The 16074-nt window shown below is 42.5% G+C and carries 25 protein-coding genes, 1 tRNA gene and 2 pseudogenes; 7 read left to right on the forward strand and 21 right to left on the reverse strand.

Translation table 11 applies throughout. From position 1 onward, the window contains the following. Window positions 1-696: 696 nt before the first annotated feature. The 15 genes from FEF09_RS34735 to FEF09_RS12135 all read right to left on the reverse strand — a co-directional run bounded on the left by FEF09_RS34735 (window position 697) and on the right by FEF09_RS12135 (window position 9542). A complete protein-coding gene (locus tag FEF09_RS34735; RefSeq protein ID WP_146305351.1) occupies window positions 697-792 on the reverse strand; it encodes a S26 family signal peptidase in 96 nt (31 codons plus the stop codon). Window positions 793-1336: 544 nt separating this feature from the next. Further along, window positions 1337-1567: a S26 family signal peptidase gene (locus FEF09_RS12090; RefSeq protein ID WP_146305352.1), complete on the reverse strand. Its 231-nt coding sequence runs from the start codon at window positions 1565-1567 to the stop codon at window positions 1337-1339. 145 nt (window positions 1568-1712) lie between these two features. Continuing rightward, a complete protein-coding gene (locus tag FEF09_RS12095; protein WP_146305353.1) occupies window positions 1713-2492 on the reverse strand; it encodes a GLPGLI family protein in 780 nt (259 codons plus the stop codon). A gap of 3 nt (window positions 2493-2495) precedes the next feature. After that, entirely contained in the window at window positions 2496-2822 is a 327-nt protein-coding gene (locus FEF09_RS32900) for an outer membrane beta-barrel protein (RefSeq protein ID WP_315898161.1), read from the reverse strand. Then, window positions 2705-3769 (reverse strand): hypothetical protein, encoded by a 1065-nt coding sequence (locus tag FEF09_RS32905; protein ID WP_261387438.1) that lies wholly within the window; start codon window positions 3767-3769, stop codon window positions 2705-2707. The genes FEF09_RS32900 and FEF09_RS32905 overlap by 118 nt, the downstream gene beginning before the upstream one ends. Then, entirely contained in the window at window positions 3721-4212 is a 492-nt protein-coding gene (locus FEF09_RS32910) for a hypothetical protein (RefSeq protein ID WP_261387439.1), read from the reverse strand. The genes FEF09_RS32905 and FEF09_RS32910 overlap by 49 nt, the downstream gene beginning before the upstream one ends. Window positions 4213-4341: 129 nt before the next feature. Then, a complete protein-coding gene (locus FEF09_RS32915) occupies window positions 4342-4887 on the reverse strand; it encodes a hypothetical protein (protein WP_261387440.1) in 546 nt (181 codons plus the stop codon). An 8-nt stretch (window positions 4888-4895) separates the two neighbouring features. Beyond that, entirely contained in the window at window positions 4896-5135 is a 240-nt protein-coding gene (locus tag FEF09_RS32920; protein WP_261387441.1) for a hypothetical protein, read from the reverse strand. 261 nt (window positions 5136-5396) lie between these two features. Beyond that, the gene (locus tag FEF09_RS12105) at window positions 5397-5681 is read right to left on the reverse strand and encodes a hypothetical protein (RefSeq protein WP_146305354.1); all 285 of its coding nucleotides are present in this window, start codon (window positions 5679-5681) and stop codon (window positions 5397-5399) included. A 212-nt stretch (window positions 5682-5893) separates the two neighbouring features. Further along, entirely contained in the window at window positions 5894-6337 is a 444-nt protein-coding gene (locus FEF09_RS12110; protein ID WP_146305355.1) for a hypothetical protein, read from the reverse strand. A gap of 91 nt (window positions 6338-6428) precedes the next feature. Further along, window positions 6429-7043, reverse strand: a complete 615-nt coding sequence (locus tag FEF09_RS12115; RefSeq protein WP_146305356.1) for a hypothetical protein — start codon at window positions 7041-7043, stop codon at window positions 6429-6431. 14 nt (window positions 7044-7057) lie between these two features. Beyond that, window positions 7058-7483: a hypothetical protein gene (locus tag FEF09_RS12120; RefSeq protein WP_146305357.1), complete on the reverse strand. Its 426-nt coding sequence runs from the start codon at window positions 7481-7483 to the stop codon at window positions 7058-7060. A 14-nt stretch (window positions 7484-7497) separates the two neighbouring features. After that, window positions 7498-7956, reverse strand: a complete 459-nt coding sequence (locus FEF09_RS12125; protein WP_146305358.1) for a hypothetical protein — start codon at window positions 7954-7956, stop codon at window positions 7498-7500. 11 nt (window positions 7957-7967) lie between these two features. Next, window positions 7968-9182, reverse strand: coding sequence for a DUF4221 domain-containing protein (locus FEF09_RS12130; protein WP_146305359.1), 1215 nt, complete (start codon window positions 9180-9182; stop codon window positions 7968-7970). 114 nt (window positions 9183-9296) lie between these two features. Continuing rightward, complete coding sequence (locus FEF09_RS12135) at window positions 9297-9542, reverse strand: hypothetical protein (RefSeq protein WP_146305360.1); 246 nt, start codon at window positions 9540-9542, stop codon at window positions 9297-9299. Between the two features lie 535 nt (window positions 9543-10077). Between FEF09_RS12135 and FEF09_RS12140 the strand changes: the two genes are divergently transcribed. The 4 genes from FEF09_RS12140 (at window position 10078) to FEF09_RS12155 (ending at window position 11669) form a co-directional block, all read left to right on the forward strand. Further along, on the forward strand, window positions 10078-10473 hold the full coding sequence (locus tag FEF09_RS12140) for a hypothetical protein (RefSeq protein WP_146305361.1): 396 nt from the start codon (window positions 10078-10080) through the stop codon (window positions 10471-10473). After that, complete coding sequence (locus FEF09_RS12145) at window positions 10473-10664, forward strand: hypothetical protein (protein ID WP_146305362.1); 192 nt, start codon at window positions 10473-10475, stop codon at window positions 10662-10664. The genes FEF09_RS12140 and FEF09_RS12145 overlap by 1 nt, the downstream gene beginning before the upstream one ends. 313 nt (window positions 10665-10977) lie before the next feature. After that, entirely contained in the window at window positions 10978-11265 is a 288-nt protein-coding gene (locus FEF09_RS12150; protein WP_146305363.1) for a hypothetical protein, read from the forward strand. Between the two features lie 212 nt (window positions 11266-11477). Further along, a complete protein-coding gene (locus tag FEF09_RS12155; protein ID WP_146305364.1) occupies window positions 11478-11669 on the forward strand; it encodes a TlpA family protein disulfide reductase in 192 nt (63 codons plus the stop codon). Window positions 11670-11974: 305 nt separating this feature from the next. Here the strand turns inward: FEF09_RS12155 and FEF09_RS12160 are convergent, their stop codons facing one another. The 3 genes from FEF09_RS12160 to FEF09_RS30720 form a co-directional block, all read right to left on the reverse strand. After that, the gene (locus tag FEF09_RS12160; RefSeq protein ID WP_146305365.1) at window positions 11975-12154 is read right to left on the reverse strand and encodes a hypothetical protein; all 180 of its coding nucleotides are present in this window, start codon (window positions 12152-12154) and stop codon (window positions 11975-11977) included. A gap of 9 nt (window positions 12155-12163) precedes the next feature. Continuing rightward, window positions 12164-12358, reverse strand: coding sequence for a hypothetical protein (locus FEF09_RS12165; RefSeq protein WP_146305366.1), 195 nt, complete (start codon window positions 12356-12358; stop codon window positions 12164-12166). A 170-nt stretch (window positions 12359-12528) separates the two neighbouring features. Beyond that, window positions 12529-12598, reverse strand: a tRNA-OTHER gene (locus tag FEF09_RS30720). Between the two features lie 508 nt (window positions 12599-13106). On the opposite strand from FEF09_RS30720, the gene FEF09_RS12170 reads away from it, so the two are divergent. From FEF09_RS12170 to FEF09_RS32930, 3 genes are all read left to right on the forward strand, one after another. Then, window positions 13107-13388 (forward strand): ankyrin repeat domain-containing protein, encoded by a 282-nt coding sequence (locus FEF09_RS12170; RefSeq protein ID WP_261387442.1) that lies wholly within the window; start codon window positions 13107-13109, stop codon window positions 13386-13388. 117 nt (window positions 13389-13505) lie between these two features. Then, a complete protein-coding gene (locus FEF09_RS32925) occupies window positions 13506-13835 on the forward strand; it encodes a LysR family transcriptional regulator (RefSeq protein WP_261387443.1) in 330 nt (109 codons plus the stop codon). 8 nt (window positions 13836-13843) lie between these two features. Continuing rightward, window positions 13844-14257: a LysR substrate-binding domain-containing protein gene (locus FEF09_RS32930; protein ID WP_261387460.1), complete on the forward strand. Its 414-nt coding sequence runs from the start codon at window positions 13844-13846 to the stop codon at window positions 14255-14257. 340 nt (window positions 14258-14597) lie between these two features. Here the strand turns inward: FEF09_RS32930 and FEF09_RS34495 are convergent, their stop codons facing one another. The 3 genes and pseudogenes from FEF09_RS34495 to FEF09_RS34745 form a co-directional block, all read right to left on the reverse strand. Further along, complete coding sequence (locus FEF09_RS34495; RefSeq protein ID WP_315898155.1) at window positions 14598-14774, reverse strand: hypothetical protein; 177 nt, start codon at window positions 14772-14774, stop codon at window positions 14598-14600. A 7-nt stretch (window positions 14775-14781) separates the two neighbouring features. Continuing rightward, a pseudogene (locus FEF09_RS34740) lies at window positions 14782-15149 on the reverse strand (catalase). Window positions 15150-15253: 104 nt separating this feature from the next. Beyond that, a pseudogene (locus tag FEF09_RS34745) lies at window positions 15254-16000 on the reverse strand (catalase). Between the last annotated feature and the right edge of the window lie 74 nt (window positions 16001-16074).

The raw sequence follows: 16074 nt of genomic DNA on the forward strand, positions 1-16074 counted from the left end.
TCAGGCCATCCATGCTGCACGTTCTGCGTGATAGGAAGTACAATAACAGCCAATACGATGTTGAGCTGTGGATCATTGTCAGACGCTTGTCTTTAAAATAAAAATCAGCACTAATGATATACAGGCACTCAATGCAATAAATGCCGCATAAGCACCCAGATTGAAGAAAGTACCGTCAGCCGAACTGACTGTGAGATGGCAAGATATTATACATTGTAATAAGCCATATACCGACTCAATTATACCCGCCACAGCGATTGCATAAAGCACAAACAAGTAATGCCGCCAATTGCACCTGCGTAGTACCAGATAAAAAGCCGCTAAGCTTATCAGCTCGATCATCCGGATAGATAAGCTCCCTTACTGCGGAGAAAGATATAAATGACGAGTAAAGTGAAAACAGGTCGATCCGCGAATAGCTTCCATATGTGTTTGTCGGAGATCAACCATATTGCACTTCCGATCACCAGCAACAGCTAACGCCTTCTACGAAAAGAAGGTCTTGGAGACTGTTACACACCATTTGAAGGGCTGTATATTTTGTAAAGGGGTCAGGACGAACAATGATAACAATACAATATCCCGCACCACCCTACATAAGTTGGCAGTTTGCTTTGCGTATCATAGAATAGTTTTAAACAGACGGTTCCATAAAAACCCTTTTTCATTATAAGAGTAAAGAGAAGGCAACCTTTCCTACATCTTCCTTTCGGGGATAAGTCCCAGATACCTTGAATCTTCTGAGTAAGGCTTATTATCTCCCATCATGAAATAGTAATTATCTTTAAACACATAGCTTTCCGGTGTGTTATTACATTCCCAAGTTCGATGGTATTACTGTACAAAGCAGCATCAGAACGGTCCATCCTTTATAAGGAATCGTCAATGGACCAAGGTTTGTAATGGTCCATATATCAGGCGGAAATAGGCGTTTTTTCCCGCTAATAGTTTTATTCTGTAAGCGGGTAATCTGCAAGGCATGCTGCGGCAGATCTCTTTGTGTAATATTGGCAACCAATATATTTGAATCGATATTCCCGAATCTATTGCAGATCGCGGGATAGATGAAAGATATCCTCTCAGACCGGCATGGTCACTAATTTTAAAAGATACTGACTCTGGTGATATGGCGAGAAAGGCGCAAAGCGGTTATTTATAATGCCGTATCATTACTGATCTTTAAGTTATCTCCGGGTAATCCGGCACATCTCTTCACCACAAAGTAAGCAGGAAAGAGTTCGTAGATAAAAACATCATTTCTTCTGATATGCTATAACCACTCTTTCTGTTGATAAAGGACAGGTTTCATCCTGCGGGATATTACGCCGGAACAGCTTCACCCATGAGATGCTGTTTGCATGTCAATTTCCTGCGGACCGTAAGCCAGTTTATTAATGAACAGCACATCTCCTTTTATCAGCGCGCCCTCCATCGAGCTGCTATTGACCTGATAGATGTCAAAACATAAAGTTTGCAGATAATCGTATATACGATCAACAGAAGGCTTTAAACCAGTATTGACGACAGACTGAAACTGCCCTTTCAGGAATCTGCGGGAGAGATACAAACCTGTCAGTACAGAAGAAAAGGAATAATCAGCAACACAGATAGCCAGCCCATGCCAAACGCAATCGGGATCAACATGCCGGTCAGCAGTAGCAGATAGTAACGGTGGGTTAAAAACAACATTTTCATTTTACATTATTACATCGTTATATATCCATAAAGATCTGCACCCATGATGAAGTCAATCTGAACCGGGGCAGGATATCCATCATCGATTTTTTATACTGCTTATTATCAACGGGAACACTTCTTCCCTGCTCAGGAAGTTTCAGGCTCTCCGGCGTAACAGGTTGGCGATCTACGCGCTTTGCAAATATTGTAATATGCTCGTGTGGAAGGGCTACACCCAATATCATTCCCGGGAGACCGTTAAAAGACTCGGGACCACCTCTGGCAGGGATTTCTTCTGCATAATAAGCAACAATATAAATAGAGTCCGACAGCAACGCGTTAGCCCTGCGACATTGAAAACCGGCTATTTCCCGTGTTTCTTCTGTCAGCTTCCAGCGAATATTCCGGATAGTATCTTTAATAAAGAAGGTTTGATCGAATGCCTGTTTTAACGCAAGCGCTTCATGCGATGTCAGGTTATTCAATACTTTATTGTTGTATGATACAGCACCGATGTATGCTGTTCTGGCACTTATGTCGGCTTGTTGTGGTTTGTACAAGGTATACGTACTATCGAAATATAACTCGAAATCATCCGTCCAGAACTGTGGATTATCATTCCGGTAACTCAGCATATAAGCATACACCTGCGAAGCAGGTATGATATTCGCTTCCTTTACAAATCGCTCAGTCACCGCATAAGTATTCACCCTTCTCTCAAATACGATCTTACCGCTATTAACGAAAGTGGCCTGCTGTGCAGACAATACATGAGAAAAGACCATCATTGACAGTAAAAAGGATAATCTCTTCATTTGCTATTCTTTTATAGTTCTGAATCTGGTAAAATTCCATGTCGCACCCAACATAAAAAATCGTCTGATGGTCGTATATCTGTTCTCTGAAAAGAAGTTATTATTGGCAGTACGGGAATAGCCATTATTCTGGTTCAGGATATCATTGCAGGACACCTTGATGGTCAACTGATCCTGCCTGAGAAAAGTCCGGCCTAACCACGCATTCCAGATCACACGGCTGAAATCGTCACTAAACGCCTGAGACTTCTGTTGCCAGAGATAATTGGCATCTGTATGTATTTCAAACTTCTTAAGAAAATAAATCGCCAGACTCGGTTTGATTTCAATGAATGGAAAGTTATTCTTAATAGCTGGTTGCAGAGAAGACTTATTATGTTATATCCTGCTTTTACCAGCAGATAAGTACTGTATTTTTTTTGTCTGGATTTATACGTTTCCAGTCCTGCGCCATATGTATGATATGTCAGTTTATTCACATTATCATCTGTCAGATTGAAAGACTTTCCACCACTGGTATTCAGGGCAGCAATCATCTGTATATTAAATGGCAGCTGGCGACCATAATAAGCCATCAGATCGTAGTTCATGTTGGTATAGCCTGACATATTCACAAACCTGTAAATATACTTACCGGCAGCCGTCACATTAATAGCCTGCGCAATCGGGTTAGTAATAAAAGTTACACTTCCGTTACCACCGGTATATACGTTTGAAACGACTTTCGCCGTGTTGTAATCACCACTTATCTTATGACTGAAACTATTATCAAGGTCAGGATTAGCCAGATAAGTAACAAGCTGACCATTGTTAAACTTCAACGGCAATAACTGTGTTCTCTCCGGATTGATACTGTTACCGGTATAGTTTAGCTGAAGTACTGAATACTGCTTCACGGTATATTGTATACCGCCACTGGGATTCCAGTTCAGAAAATTCCTTTTTAACTTGTAGTTATCAAGCTCACTTTCGAGATCCATCGCTATCGAGCGGACATTATTACCTGCTTTCAGCACAAATTTTGGCGCCACATAATTAATAGCAAGGCCTCCCTGATTCGACCAGATATTACTATTCATCTTACTGCTAAACGCCCCATCCTGATCTTTTCCTGCCGGGTTTTCTACCAGATTATAAGATCGCTTATCATCGTGACTGAGATTATTCTCCACCTGATAGTTAACGATCAGCGAGAGTTTTCCCGATATCCGCTCTGTGTAAATCACTTTCAGCGTATTGGTACGCCAGTCGTCATTCGTTCGTCTGCCCAGATACAAAATGGCAGTACTGTCTTGTCTGCCGGTTGAATCATAATAGTCACTGCGTGACAGATTTCCCCTGATGAATGATCATTTGAAAAGTTATTATTCAGATAGAGTGACACCGTACGACCGGGCTTTTTCAGACGTTTTTCCCACGCAAGGTTTACATTATAGGATCTGAGGTGATAGTCATTATGATCGCTGGATTCGTTGTTATATATCATACTGCTATCTCCCCGTAAATTCTGTGCGTTTCCGTAACTGGCAGTCTTGTTATCAGTAACTGCCCCATCTGCATATGCTGTAATTGTAGCAGTTGTATCTACTTTGAAAATGTACTTTCCGTTGGCTGACTGACGGGTATTCCGGTTATCAAATCTGTTCGTGGAATTACCGAGTATCAGGCCTCCGGGAAGGTTATTCTGAGATACGACGATATCTTCACCATTCAGATTCATTGTATTGAACTTGTAATTGCCATTAAAAGACTGCTGATCGTTATTCCACTTATTATCATAATGTGCACCTGCGCTAACGACGCTGGAATACCTTTACCATCATAATTCTCAGTACATCATTATCGGTGCCTATCTTTTGTCTGTCTGCAGCGCCCAGACCTGTACGGCAATATTACCGGTGGTACCGTACACCGATAATCGGCGTTTCCCCTTAAAAGCATTCAGCATGCCCTGCGCATTATAATGTTCATCTGTACCGCCACCCAGTTCGACCTTACCAAAGACGCCATGATTTTTATCCTGCCTGATCTTCAGATTAATGGTCTTATCTTTCACACCGTCATCTATACCGGTGAAGACAGCGGCATCCGACTTCTTATCATACACTTGTACTTTATCGATCATATCGGCACGCAGATTACGGGTCACCAGTGTAGGATCATCACCAAAGAACTCTTCTCCATCCACCAATACTTTTTTTACTTTCTTTCCCTGAACAGTGATATTGCCATACTGATCTACCTGCAGACCCGGAAGCTGTTTCAGCAGGTCTTCAACAGATGCATTCGCCTCCACCTTAAAACTATCCGCTGTAAATTCTGTTGTATCTCCTTTTATTTTGATAATAGCTGTCTGAGACTTTACGATCACTTCCTTCAGCAGTTTCTCTTTCAATAGCAGGCCTACCGTTCCATATCCAATACGCCATTTACAGGTTTCTCCGTAGTGATCTTATGAGAATAGGCTGCGTAACCCGGATAGGAGAAAAACAGGATATAGCTGGCGGTATCGGCAAGGTGGTTAAATACAAAACGACCTTCTTTATCGGCACGGGTATCTGCAACGATAAAAGAATCACGTGCCTGCAACAACACAACGGAGCCCTTATAAAGCGGGAGCTGTATATTCGTATCCTTCAGCACTCCTTCAGGTAAAGGACTGCGCGAAGGAAGTCGTATGACAGAGTAAAGTTATGATCAAAACTATTACGCACCTGCGCATCTTTATACCAATTTATCTTACGCCAAAACTAAATGTACCTGTACCTAAATATCCTGTTCCACTCACGCCTTCTGCCACACCCAGAAATCCACTTCGTATATCGGAACAGAAAAACGGATCGTAGCTTCTCCCGTTCGTCTGTTACTATCAGGGATTCCAGTAAAGGGCGTTGCGTGTATCGCTCATCCGTTTGTCTTCTTTTCATAGTCCGGAGAGTAGAAGGGAGCATGCTGATAGAAGCCTTTGGTAATAACCATTTTAAACTTCTTCAACAGTTCTTCTTCCGTATATTTCGGATAGTGATAAGGTTCCTTTTTCATGTCATTTGCACCGAAGGAAAAGGGGTGACTGCCTACCTGACTTCTTTTGGGTTCTATGAGTTCTGAGTACGCTACCCCTTCAATTGGCCGGGTGCCACTTCCACAGGCCGGACAATTCAGCCAGCCACACTGACCTACATAATCCATATTGCCTTCAACCGGGCTATGCTGTCCAGATATCCCAGATAGCGATCGCCGAAGCCACGGCCTTTACTTTGTACAATCACCTCTTTGAGCATATTGCCGTATTGCAGCCTGTTACTATCTATCCCTTTTTCTTCAATACAATGTTCCTTTCACTTAACATATTCACCGTATGCTGTCCGGCCTCCACGTACTAATAGATTTAAACGGATCTGTCACATTAATACTGTGTTCTTTTTCAGAAAAATATTTAATAAAAAGCGTTGGCCAATGGAAAGATTTTCGGCACTAAGATAAAAGGTACCCTCACTGTCTGTTATCCCTATCTGATTAACGCTCTTGCTGTAATCAAAGAACATCAGGGATATCGGGTTCTTCTTTTTACCGGACTTATTAATTGCAGTAACTGTTGCTTTCAGGCTATCCGCCAGCACCATTTTCTTAGCGGTATAATCCAGTCTCATTCTGTCGTCGCCCAGATTGTACTGGTCAGCTTTGTGTGTCAGCAGCAAAATATCCAGTGCTTCCCTCCTGTCGCTATGGGTACTATCAAAGTAAAAAGACGGATCATAAAGCGTATCACTTAACTGGGTAGTTAACTGATAATAGTTGACGATATCACGCGTATGCTTACGATTGCCAAACAGGCGATCATACACCCGCAGACTAAGTGCTGCCGTACTGGTTGCCCCTGCTCGTCTGTAGTACTGATTTTAAGGGTTACCTGCTCTTTCGGGGCATATGTTTCTTTTAATTGGCTGAAGCGCACATAGAGCTTCTTATCATGATGCACATATACCAGCGGGAAGCCAATATCCCTTGTTGTTCATTGAACAGTGTGACCTCTGCGACTCCGGAGGGCAGCTCTGCAATAGGTATCTTCATCAGCAGACTATCTTTTAACACTCCGGCGGCAATCACCTGCACCGCCCCTCTTACCTGTATTCTCAGCAGGACCTGTTGTTCTTTGGGTCGGGGAGAACTGAGTTTAAACAGTAAACTATCCCCCTGATTGCGCACAAGATGCAAGCCGATACCATCCTTTGCGATGGGTGGCAATTTAAAGTCTTTACCTTCATGCCGGAGCACATAAGCTCCATCTGCTTCAGGAGTAAACCGGATGATGCCCATACCACCATGCTGCGTCTCTACAGCTGACACCGGCTTACCATCCTTATATAACTGCCCTTTGAGGTCAACAGGTTCATTATCTTTATTAAGTGCTTTAAACGCGACAGTGTTTGCGATACCGGCTATCAGTACATTTCCTTCCGGAAAGAACTCCAGCCGTAATGGCTCACCCTGACGAAGAGACCTTGACTGGGCAAGTTGCCAGTTATTCCTGATAGCACGCGGATCCTGCACAATCTGTATGGGCGCTACTGCAAAAAATGGGGTTGCAGGGAAAAAAGGAATGCGCTGTATAAGCTTTTAAAAGATATCTGCCCTCTTCCAGAGTTTGCGGAAGATATACGTGTCCGGCAGAGATACCATGTGTAACCGGTACATTTCCTTCCAGATAGCCGTGTCACTTCCTTCTTTTTTAGTTGCAGGTATAAGATACTTTCCTGTTCTGCCAATCCGAAAGTTTGCTGATCCAGTACGAAAGCATTGTACCACAGATCTTCTCCTGCTATATAAATTTCCTTGTTGCTGGCCAGATAAACGCTTGTTCCTCCCGTTTTAGAATAGGGTTCCATGCGGTGGGCCAGACTATCAATCAGCGCGCGTCCCGGCTGGGAAAATGAGCTGATTGCCGTACAAAGCAGGCTAATGACAAAGAAGATGCGTATGGTACAATTCATTCGTGGATATTTACTTATTCAATTTGTGTCTTCAACAACTGAAAAGCCTGTCCGTTTGCTGGTGACTGAAACTGGTGCTGGACAGCTTTTCCTTTTTCGAGCTGCACAATACAGGGATAAATAGTATTGTTGGTTGGAATATCAAAGAAGCCTTGTTTATCGATATAGACATTGCCGCGGCTGTGCAACTCTTTGCCTATTTTCTGCTCCAGCATCTTCAGGGACTGCACCTTGGTCAAAACAAACAGAATATGCGGTTTATCGATGTAGTCCCGCATGAAGGCTTCCGCTTCCTGAATACAACCTCTGCAGCCGAGCCCGGGTAAAATGACCAGCCAATTGTATTCCGGCTTCAATTTAATCTCTTTTATGCCTTCTTCAATAACAGTATCTTCCTTATTTCCTTCAGTTTGTTCGCAAGATAATGCAATCATAGACAGTATGAGACAACACAAAATAATTCTTGATTTCATTATAACAAGTTTTAAATGTCTTTTAATCTGAAGATCCTGAACGTGAGGAATTTCTCTTCTACATCGTTTGGCGCTACGTATTCCACATTCAGGCCTTCTTTGGTGACGAATGAATTGTCAGGATAAAACTCGTTCAGGTCGCCCAGCTCTGTTTCTCCCAGATATTTGAAGTCTTTATCCATTACGACTACGGCTACCTTTTTATTCTCCCAACGGAGCCGCACACCTTTTTCGGGAAGCGCTTTTCTCAGGAAGCGGTAATAAACATCTCTGTATTTATCGTAAAGGATACCACCATAAAGATCGCTGGTACAGGCCTTCTGATAAATGTATTCATTAGGAGCTGCGGACTTCTTTTTAAACTTATCTGCATCAAGCGATGTGATACTGGCAGCTTCGTTACTACCACCATATACAGTCGTTTCTTTATCTGCATCAAGATCAGATATAACAAGATCATGAGATACCGGGAAACTGTATACCATCTTTTTGTTGTCAGGCATTATATCATAGTATACGCCGGTAAACATCGGTTCATCCCAAAGGTATCCGTGACCATATATGTTATAAGGGTATTTATGCACATAGTTCACTTTGTTACTATTGACATCAATAAGTGAGGTGAACCTGAACTGTTGTGCGATCGTATCCGGAAGTGTCCAGATAAATTGTCCGGGAAAGACCAGTTTTCCTTCATGTTCAATAATCGCATTCACGCCATGCGGCACATACTGCGGATATCTGTTGGTCCAGGACAGATCCTTCATATTCTCATTATTGATCAATGAGACTTTTGAAACGATCTCGGATTTATTGTTCAGCAGAATCATCTCCATCATTTTATCATTATAGACATAGATGGAATCCATATTTCTGATATGGAAAGCCAGTGGCATCTGTACGGTACTGATAGGTATCTGGTTGACAGGATTATTAGCCGAATCGTAATTATATATGAAGATGTTCTTTGAGTATCCGCTCAACATGGCAAGATATTCGTTTCCGTTGGCATCGTTGTAAAGCTGTATATAAGGGGGACGGGGAGCAGACAGACTATCCAGTGAAAATTTCTTATCACCGTTCAGCGCTAACATCTTTGCCGCTTTCAGGCTTCCGCGTTTATCATTTTTTATTTCAATGCCGGCACTATTTTTACAGGATATAAAGCAACAGATGATAATGGCATATGCAATACTGTGTAGTATTAAAGGCATTCTGAGAGACATAAGGCGCTTTTTTCATACATTTTTAAATAGATAGTTGTATCAGGTAAGGGCTACCTGCCCCGGATACTGCCATAGCCAATGCAGATCCGGTCAGATAGCCCTGTTTACTTAAAATCAGCAATTACCTTTTGTAGAATCGCAGTTATTATTAGAACCACCAGCATCAGGGTAACAGTTACCTGTTAATGAGCTACAACGGCCATTGTTGATAGGGGTACTGCAACATTCTGCGTTTGCAGCGTTGATTTTAAATAAGCTGAACAACGTGGTATCAGATGCTGAACTTGAAGTGTTAGTAGTGAGAAATGCAGCCAATGCGATTGCCGCTACGCCGAGCGCGCCATAGATTTTTTTCTTCATGGTTAACGATTTAAAATGTGGAAAATTGGTTAATTGCATGCGATGGTCTTTACTGAGGGATATGATCGCTACATACCTCAGATACCCGGCTAACAAAGTACCTATTCATTACATTTACGTAATGACCTCAATTATTTTATCCTTTATGCATTAATGGATTTTAAAAATCAGGACATTTTCTTTCGCTGTTTTTTTAAATGTTCAGGAGATACTCCTGCTGGTAAGTGATTTAATGGGTATGACCATCAGAATGTCGTGTCCGTTTGGGATTCCGTGGAACTGCATGGACTTCTCTTTAGCACATCTGGTCTTAAAAAATCAATGGTATCGTTTACGTTGGAAAGGGGCTATGCTTTCCACAGGGTTTTAAAATCAGATTAAAAGTAGGTAACTAATTTTAATTAAACAAGTAGATAATTTATATTTTTTGAGCAATTTTGTCTCTAACCACGTAGAACATATGAAAGGCTGATATTTTTTTTTCTCACAAATAAAAAAATATCAGCCTTTCATTTCACCCTTTACAATACCTGAAATGAAAAAGACACTCGCGTTTGTTTACTTACTATGCTGCACGCTGACGCTATCTGCCCAATCTAAAATGGCACGTTATTCAGGCTCCATCAAAGGATACAATCCGGACATGGGATTTAAAAGTGTGCAGTTAGCTGTTAATAATGCTGTTACCGGACTGTATAACAGCTATTTTATCAATATAGCCCCCGATGGAAAGTTCACCATCGACATCCCTTTAGCAAGAGAACAGGAAGTATGGGTCAGCTTTCCATTCTTTCACAGTCCTATCTATATTGAACCGGGCAAAGAACTGATACAGGATTTTGATATCACCAGTATGCCTGATGTAAAGTCTGTTTTTAAGGGCACCCGGCCACGGTCAATAATGACATCAACAAAGTCAGGGATATACTGATGGAGTTTGATTGGGACGCGATTGATCAGGCGATATATGGCATGACGCCGGAACAGTACAAAGCATATTTTCAGCAGATGCAATCCCGTAAATTGTCCCGGATTGATAGCATAGCGAAGAAAGGCACATTCGATAAAACAGCATATGACCTCGCTCAACGGAATATAAATATAGTACAACAGATCTGTTGATATTCTATAAATATATGATGGAGTCTGCTTACCGCCATGTCAATAACTTATCCTTCGAAAACAAGAAACCTTTATCAAAACCTGTTAAACCCGACAGCAGTTATTATACTTTTCTCAAGGACTTAAAATATAGTGATCCGCTGGCATTGAGGTCTTATAATTACGCGATACTCATCAACCGGTTGATGTATATGGACCTGTATATGATCAGGCGCGCAAAGAAGGTGTAGACTATGAAAAAGAACTCGCACTGCTCAAAACAAAGGATACTTCCGATCCGGCCATTAAAAATACCATCAACCATTATCAGGATATGCTTGACCATAATGCAACGGTGCCCGGTGCACTGGAAAAAGCAAGGCCACTGGTATTACAACGTTTATTATCCGGTGCTTCCATGGAAGCTGATATCATGTACCTGCAATCAATAGCGCATGAGCTGGATGTCAATAAAGATACTTTGTCAGCAGAAAAACTGGCGACCATCAAATCAAACATCAAAAATCCTTTTCTCTTATCAGATATATATGCATTGGAGAACAGTATTAAAGAAAACATCCGGACTGCCAAAACACAAAAAGGTTATACCTACATCAGTTAGCTGCAACAACAACAACTGACAGTACACTTGTATCGATATTGGAGAAATATAAGGGCAAAGTTGTTTTATAGACTTCTGGGCAACATGGTGTGCACCTTGTATGGATGCCATTAAAAAAATTGCACCATTAAAGAAGAACTGGCTAATGACAAAAACATCGTTTTCTATACATCACAAATACCTCTTCTCCGGAGAAAACTTATGAAGTCGTTATGCCCGGTATCAAAGGAGAACATTATCGCTTAAGCACGGATCAGTTTAATCAGTTGTCCGCCATGTTTAAGATAGTAGGTATTCCCCACTATGCCATCGTAGATAAACACGGAGTAATCGTCAACAGCAACTTTGGCTGGACGCAAAATGATCAGGTGAAAGAACAACTGCTCCGTCTGGAAAATGAATAAAACAGTGTTCAGTTGTTATTGAGCGACATACCGGGTAAGTCTGCCAGTAAGGAGTTTTTCTTAAAGAAACGCTGAAATGCGGATGATTGCCGCAGCAATACCATCATACTTATTTCTGTCTTGCTCATATCCTGATTGCACAGTTTAAGGCTCTGATCTGTGCCCGGTAGTAAGATGCCTGTTTATTGAGTACCTGCAGGTTCTTCGTAAATGAAGGATACCCTGATAACTGCTCCTTTAGTATATTGACGTTTATAAAGTAATCGCTATCTGTCCGGATTTTCCGACAGATAGGCGTAACTGATTTACAGACTGCCGCAATTCCTGTGAGAAGAAAGGAAGTGTGCAGCTGCCTGCAAGGTATCAAGATAACTATCATAACTATGCGTTATCTCTCCGGTGACAGTAATTGGTTTTTCGGAGAACGTTCTGAACACATCATCTTTCAATACCAGCATCAAAGATGCGATGTGCAGCTGCGGCATCCACTTTCATCAGCTCTTTCGCATACGCTGTTCATCAACGATCAGCCTGTTCAGCGAACGCAGGATCCTTTTCTGAAGCAGATCATCCACCCTGCGGATCTTTTGCTGTATATGCGTATCATATTTATAAAGCAGGTGATTGTCCTGTGCAAACGAAGGGCTTGCCAGCATAGACAGTATCAGGAATAAAAGCTTTTCAAACATATGCGGTTATCGGGATACCTGTTTCGGTATACTGTAGGTGTAAACTGTAGATTGGTCTGTTTCCGGGATGGTTGCTGGGTTAATTGGGTTAGATATCTAACAGCTGATCGTCCGATAATGTTTTAGACAGGCGGTTTATATGAAAAAGGATTAACAGCAGGTAATAAGAGCGAAGGGAGCAGGCCTCGAACCTGCATGCCCGACGAATCGGGTCGGTACTTCCAATTGAGCTATCCCTTCGATGTGATAAATAAAGATGATACTATTATAAAGTTGGACCGAGGTCAATCTGTGGAGGAGCACATGTGATGCACAGGGAGATGATAAGACCCGAAATTATTTTCCCTCGTTGCAGGAGGGCGTCGTTCCAGATTCGACCACATCTCAACCTGAGCAGGGCAAAATAGATTAATAAAATTATATATCAATCCTTATATCTTACCTGAGAGGGATATCCATAGTCTTCAGTTATCAGGAAACAAAATCCATAGATTCATCTATAGCCTATGATATTATTATTCCTCTCCATAATCAGCCGACATGCGCTAATATTGCCTTAAATCATCAGACCATGGACAATTCGAAGCAGCAAGAACCAACAATATAGCAGCCCTCGAAGGCTTTCTACTCCTGAACAGATCAATGCCAAAGACTCCCGTGGCTCTACAGCCCTGACATTGCCAATATACAACACGCAGCGGCGTAGCGCCTGTTGGCTGCAGGCGCCAATACAGAGATACAGGATACAATGGGAAATACAGCGCTGATGGGTGTCTGTTTCAAAGGCTATACTGAAATCGCTAAAATACTGTTGGAGCACGGTGCCGCAGTGGATGCTGAAAATGGTAACGGAGCTACGGCACTGACATTCGCGGCCACTTTCGGCAGAAACGAATTGATACCGCTACTACTGAGCCATGGTGCATCGCCGCTCAAGAAAGACAAATTTGGTAGAAATCCGATTGACTATGCCCTGCTGCAGGAAAATCCTGCAGGGTATGAAACATTGGTTGCCGCCACCAGACAATAAACAAAGCTGCATTTATTGGCAACCATTTTACACTTTTTGATATTCCCTTTTTGGGGACTATCAGGAACTTTGCAGCCACGGGGATCGTATTATTTCCCGGTAAATGACAGATCATATATGACCATCGTTCAATTTGAATATATCGTTGCCGTAGATACCTACCGCAGCTTTAACCTTGCAGCAAAGAACTGCTATGTTACACAACCTACGCTGAGTATGCAGATCCAGAAACTGGAAGACTCACTCGGCGTAAAAATATTCAACCGTAGTAAATCGCCGGTTACACCGACGGAAGTAGGGATAGAAGTCATCGCGCAGGCGCGTGTATTGCTGGCAGAATATCAAAAGATACAGGATCTTGTTTCCGACAGGAATAAAGAACTTTCCGGCGAACTGAAGATAGTATCATTCCTACTGTTGCTCCCTACATCGTTCCGAAGATCATAACCCGCTTCATAGAAAAATATCCGGCTGTCAAACTGCTGGTATGGGAACAGAATACAGAACAGATTACACAGCAGTTAAAATTGGGTTTAATCGACTGTGGTATCGTATCGACACCGCTGCATGACCCGCAATTGAAAGAGACTACCCTGTTCTACGAGAATTTTGTCGCGTACGTATCTGAAGAGAGTCAGCTGGCCAAAAAGAAGAAACTCAAACCGGAAGATATCAATGTGGAAGAACTGTGGATACTCAATGACGGTCACTGTATGCGCGATCAGGTATTGAATATCTGTCAGCACAGAAAGACCACCCGTGGTTCTCAACACTATGAATACAACACCGGTAGTATAGAGACGCTTAAACGTATGGTAGACGAAACAATGGCGCTACGATTCTTCCGGAACTCGCGCTGGATGATCTGAGTGAGGAACAACAACAAAAGTTAAGGTACTTTCAGTCACCCGAACCTGCAAGGGAAATTGGTCTGATTACCATGAAGAACTTTGCGAAGAGAAGAATGATCGAGGCCTTAAAAACAGAAGTCACTTCATTGGTACCTCCAGATTAAGAGCAAGACGAAGAAGGAACTCATAGAGGCTTAATAAAGTATTTTAAACATATTAAGTATATTAAAGCCCGCATTATCAATGCCGGGCTTTTTACTATCCTGCGACCATAGTCTTCATCACATTTATAAAAATGTTCAGCATCGTTGTTGAATAGCCGGGGTTGCATCTTTTAGTGTATCTGCCAGATTACTGATCAGGTCTGCTCTCTCCCATTCTTCAATGAACGGTAACGCTCTCCGGCCTGCTGATAGTTGTTCGTGCGGTCAATACTCTGCCGTACGATCCTTGCTGCCGCATAACTCGGCTCATATACTACTTCCGTCTGTGGCGCTTCCTGTAAACCATTCAGACTGGAAGGCTCATAGTTCACATGCGATTCACACCAACCGGAGATCTACCTGATATGTCATATTACCATCCCGTTGATTCGTACCATGTGTTTTTGCAGCATTGATCGGTAACTGCAGATAGTTCGTACCTACACGGTAACGTTGTGTATCAGAATAAGAGAATGTACGTCCGATCAACATCTTGTCATCAGAAAAATCAAGTCCGTCCACCAGTACACCCGGTCCGAATGCAGACTGTTCTACTTCTGCGAATAATTATCCGGATTTTTATTTAACGTCATTTTACCTACCGGTAGCCACGGGAATTGTTCCGCCGGCCAGATCTTCGTATCATCCAAAGGATCAAAGTTCAGTTCAGGATGCGCATCATCACTCATGATCTGTACAAGCATCATCACTCATGTTCAGGATGCGCATCATCACTCATGATCTGTACAAAAATTCCCACTGTGGATAGTTACCTGCTTCAATCGCTTCATATAGGTCCTGTGTAGCATGATTAAAGTTTCTGCTTCCTGCCGGTCAGATTTCTGACACCTGCCACAGGCTCCCAGTGATATTTTACCAACACGGCCTCTCCTGCCTTATTCACCCATTTATAAGTGTTCACACCTGAGCCTTGCATCTGACGGTAGTTAGCCGGAATCCCCCATGGAGAGAACAACCACGTGATCATGTGCATTACTTCGGTGAATTGCTGAAGAAGTCCATTACACGACCTCCGTCCTGACGGTGATGTACAGGATCTGGTTTCAGTGCATGAATAAAATCGGGGAACTTTATAGCATCACGGATAAAAAAGATCTTCAGATTGTTACCTACGAGATCCCAGTTACCGTCTTCCGTATAAAACTTCACGGCAAAACCTCTTGGGTCTCTAAGGGTTTCTGGTGAATGTCCGCCGTGAATCACGGTAGAGAATCTTACAAACCGGTGTCTGTTTTCCTTTCTCCTGAAATAACTTTGCACGGGTGTACTTTGAGGCAGGGTCATTACCTACGGTGCCATACGCTTCAAATACACCATGCGCACCGGCTCCACGTGCATGCACCACTCTTTCAGGTACCCGTTCACGATCAAAGTGAGCGATCTTTTCGAGGAACTGATAGTTTTCCATTACTGCAGGGCCACGATTGCCCAGTGTCCGCATACTTTGGTTGTTGTGTACCGGTTGGCCCTGACGCGTGGTAAGGTTGTGGTTTGCACCTGCCTGTCCATTGTTCTTTGCTTGCTGATCCTGATTCATAAAGCGCTTTTTTGTGTGATTATTTTTAGACAAAAGTATCCCGGCCCATACATGTGGGAAGGGAATAAAGAAAT

It is taken from the genome of Chitinophaga pinensis, from assembly GCF_007896845.1.
Classification (GTDB): Bacteria; Bacteroidota; Bacteroidia; order Chitinophagales; family Chitinophagaceae; genus Chitinophaga; species Chitinophaga pinensis_C.

Coding starts and splice junctions, on each gene's coding strand:
- FEF09_RS12095 (WP_146305353.1), bottom strand. CDS start 2,492: ATGAAGAGATTATCCTTTTTACTGTCAATGATGGTCTTTTCTCATGTA.
- FEF09_RS32910 (WP_261387439.1), bottom strand. CDS start 4,212: ATGAATCTGAATGGTGAAGATATCGTCGTATCTCAGAATAACCTTCCC.
- FEF09_RS12105 (WP_146305354.1), bottom strand. CDS start 5,681: ATGGATTATGTAGGTCAGTGTGGCTGGCTGAATTGTCCGGCCTGTGGA.
- FEF09_RS12120 (WP_146305357.1), bottom strand. CDS start 7,483: ATGAATTGTACCATACGCATCTTCTTTGTCATTAGCCTGCTTTGTACG.
- FEF09_RS12125 (WP_146305358.1), bottom strand. CDS start 7,956: ATGAAATCAAGAATTATTTTGTGTTGTCTCATACTGTCTATGATTGCA.
- FEF09_RS12130 (WP_146305359.1), bottom strand. CDS start 9,182: ATGTCTCTCAGAATGCCTTTAATACTACACAGTATTGCATATGCCATT.
- FEF09_RS12135 (WP_146305360.1), bottom strand. CDS start 9,542: ATGAAGAAAAAAATCTATGGCGCGCTCGGCGTAGCGGCAATCGCATTG.
- FEF09_RS12140 (WP_146305361.1), top strand. CDS start 10,078: ATGAAAAAGACACTCGCGTTTGTTTACTTACTATGCTGCACGCTGACG.
- FEF09_RS12145 (WP_146305362.1), top strand. CDS start 10,473: ATGGAGTTTGATTGGGACGCGATTGATCAGGCGATATATGGCATGACG.
- FEF09_RS12150 (WP_146305363.1), top strand. CDS start 10,978: ATGCTTGACCATAATGCAACGGTGCCCGGTGCACTGGAAAAAGCAAGG.
- FEF09_RS12155 (WP_146305364.1), top strand. CDS start 11,478: ATGCCCGGTATCAAAGGAGAACATTATCGCTTAAGCACGGATCAGTTT.
- FEF09_RS12160 (WP_146305365.1), bottom strand. CDS start 12,154: ATGCCGCAGCTGCACATCGCATCTTTGATGCTGGTATTGAAAGATGAT.
- FEF09_RS12165 (WP_146305366.1), bottom strand. CDS start 12,358: ATGTTTGAAAAGCTTTTATTCCTGATACTGTCTATGCTGGCAAGCCCT.
- FEF09_RS12170 (WP_261387442.1), top strand. CDS start 13,107: ATGGGAAATACAGCGCTGATGGGTGTCTGTTTCAAAGGCTATACTGAA.
- FEF09_RS32925 (WP_261387443.1), top strand. CDS start 13,506: ATGACCATCGTTCAATTTGAATATATCGTTGCCGTAGATACCTACCGC.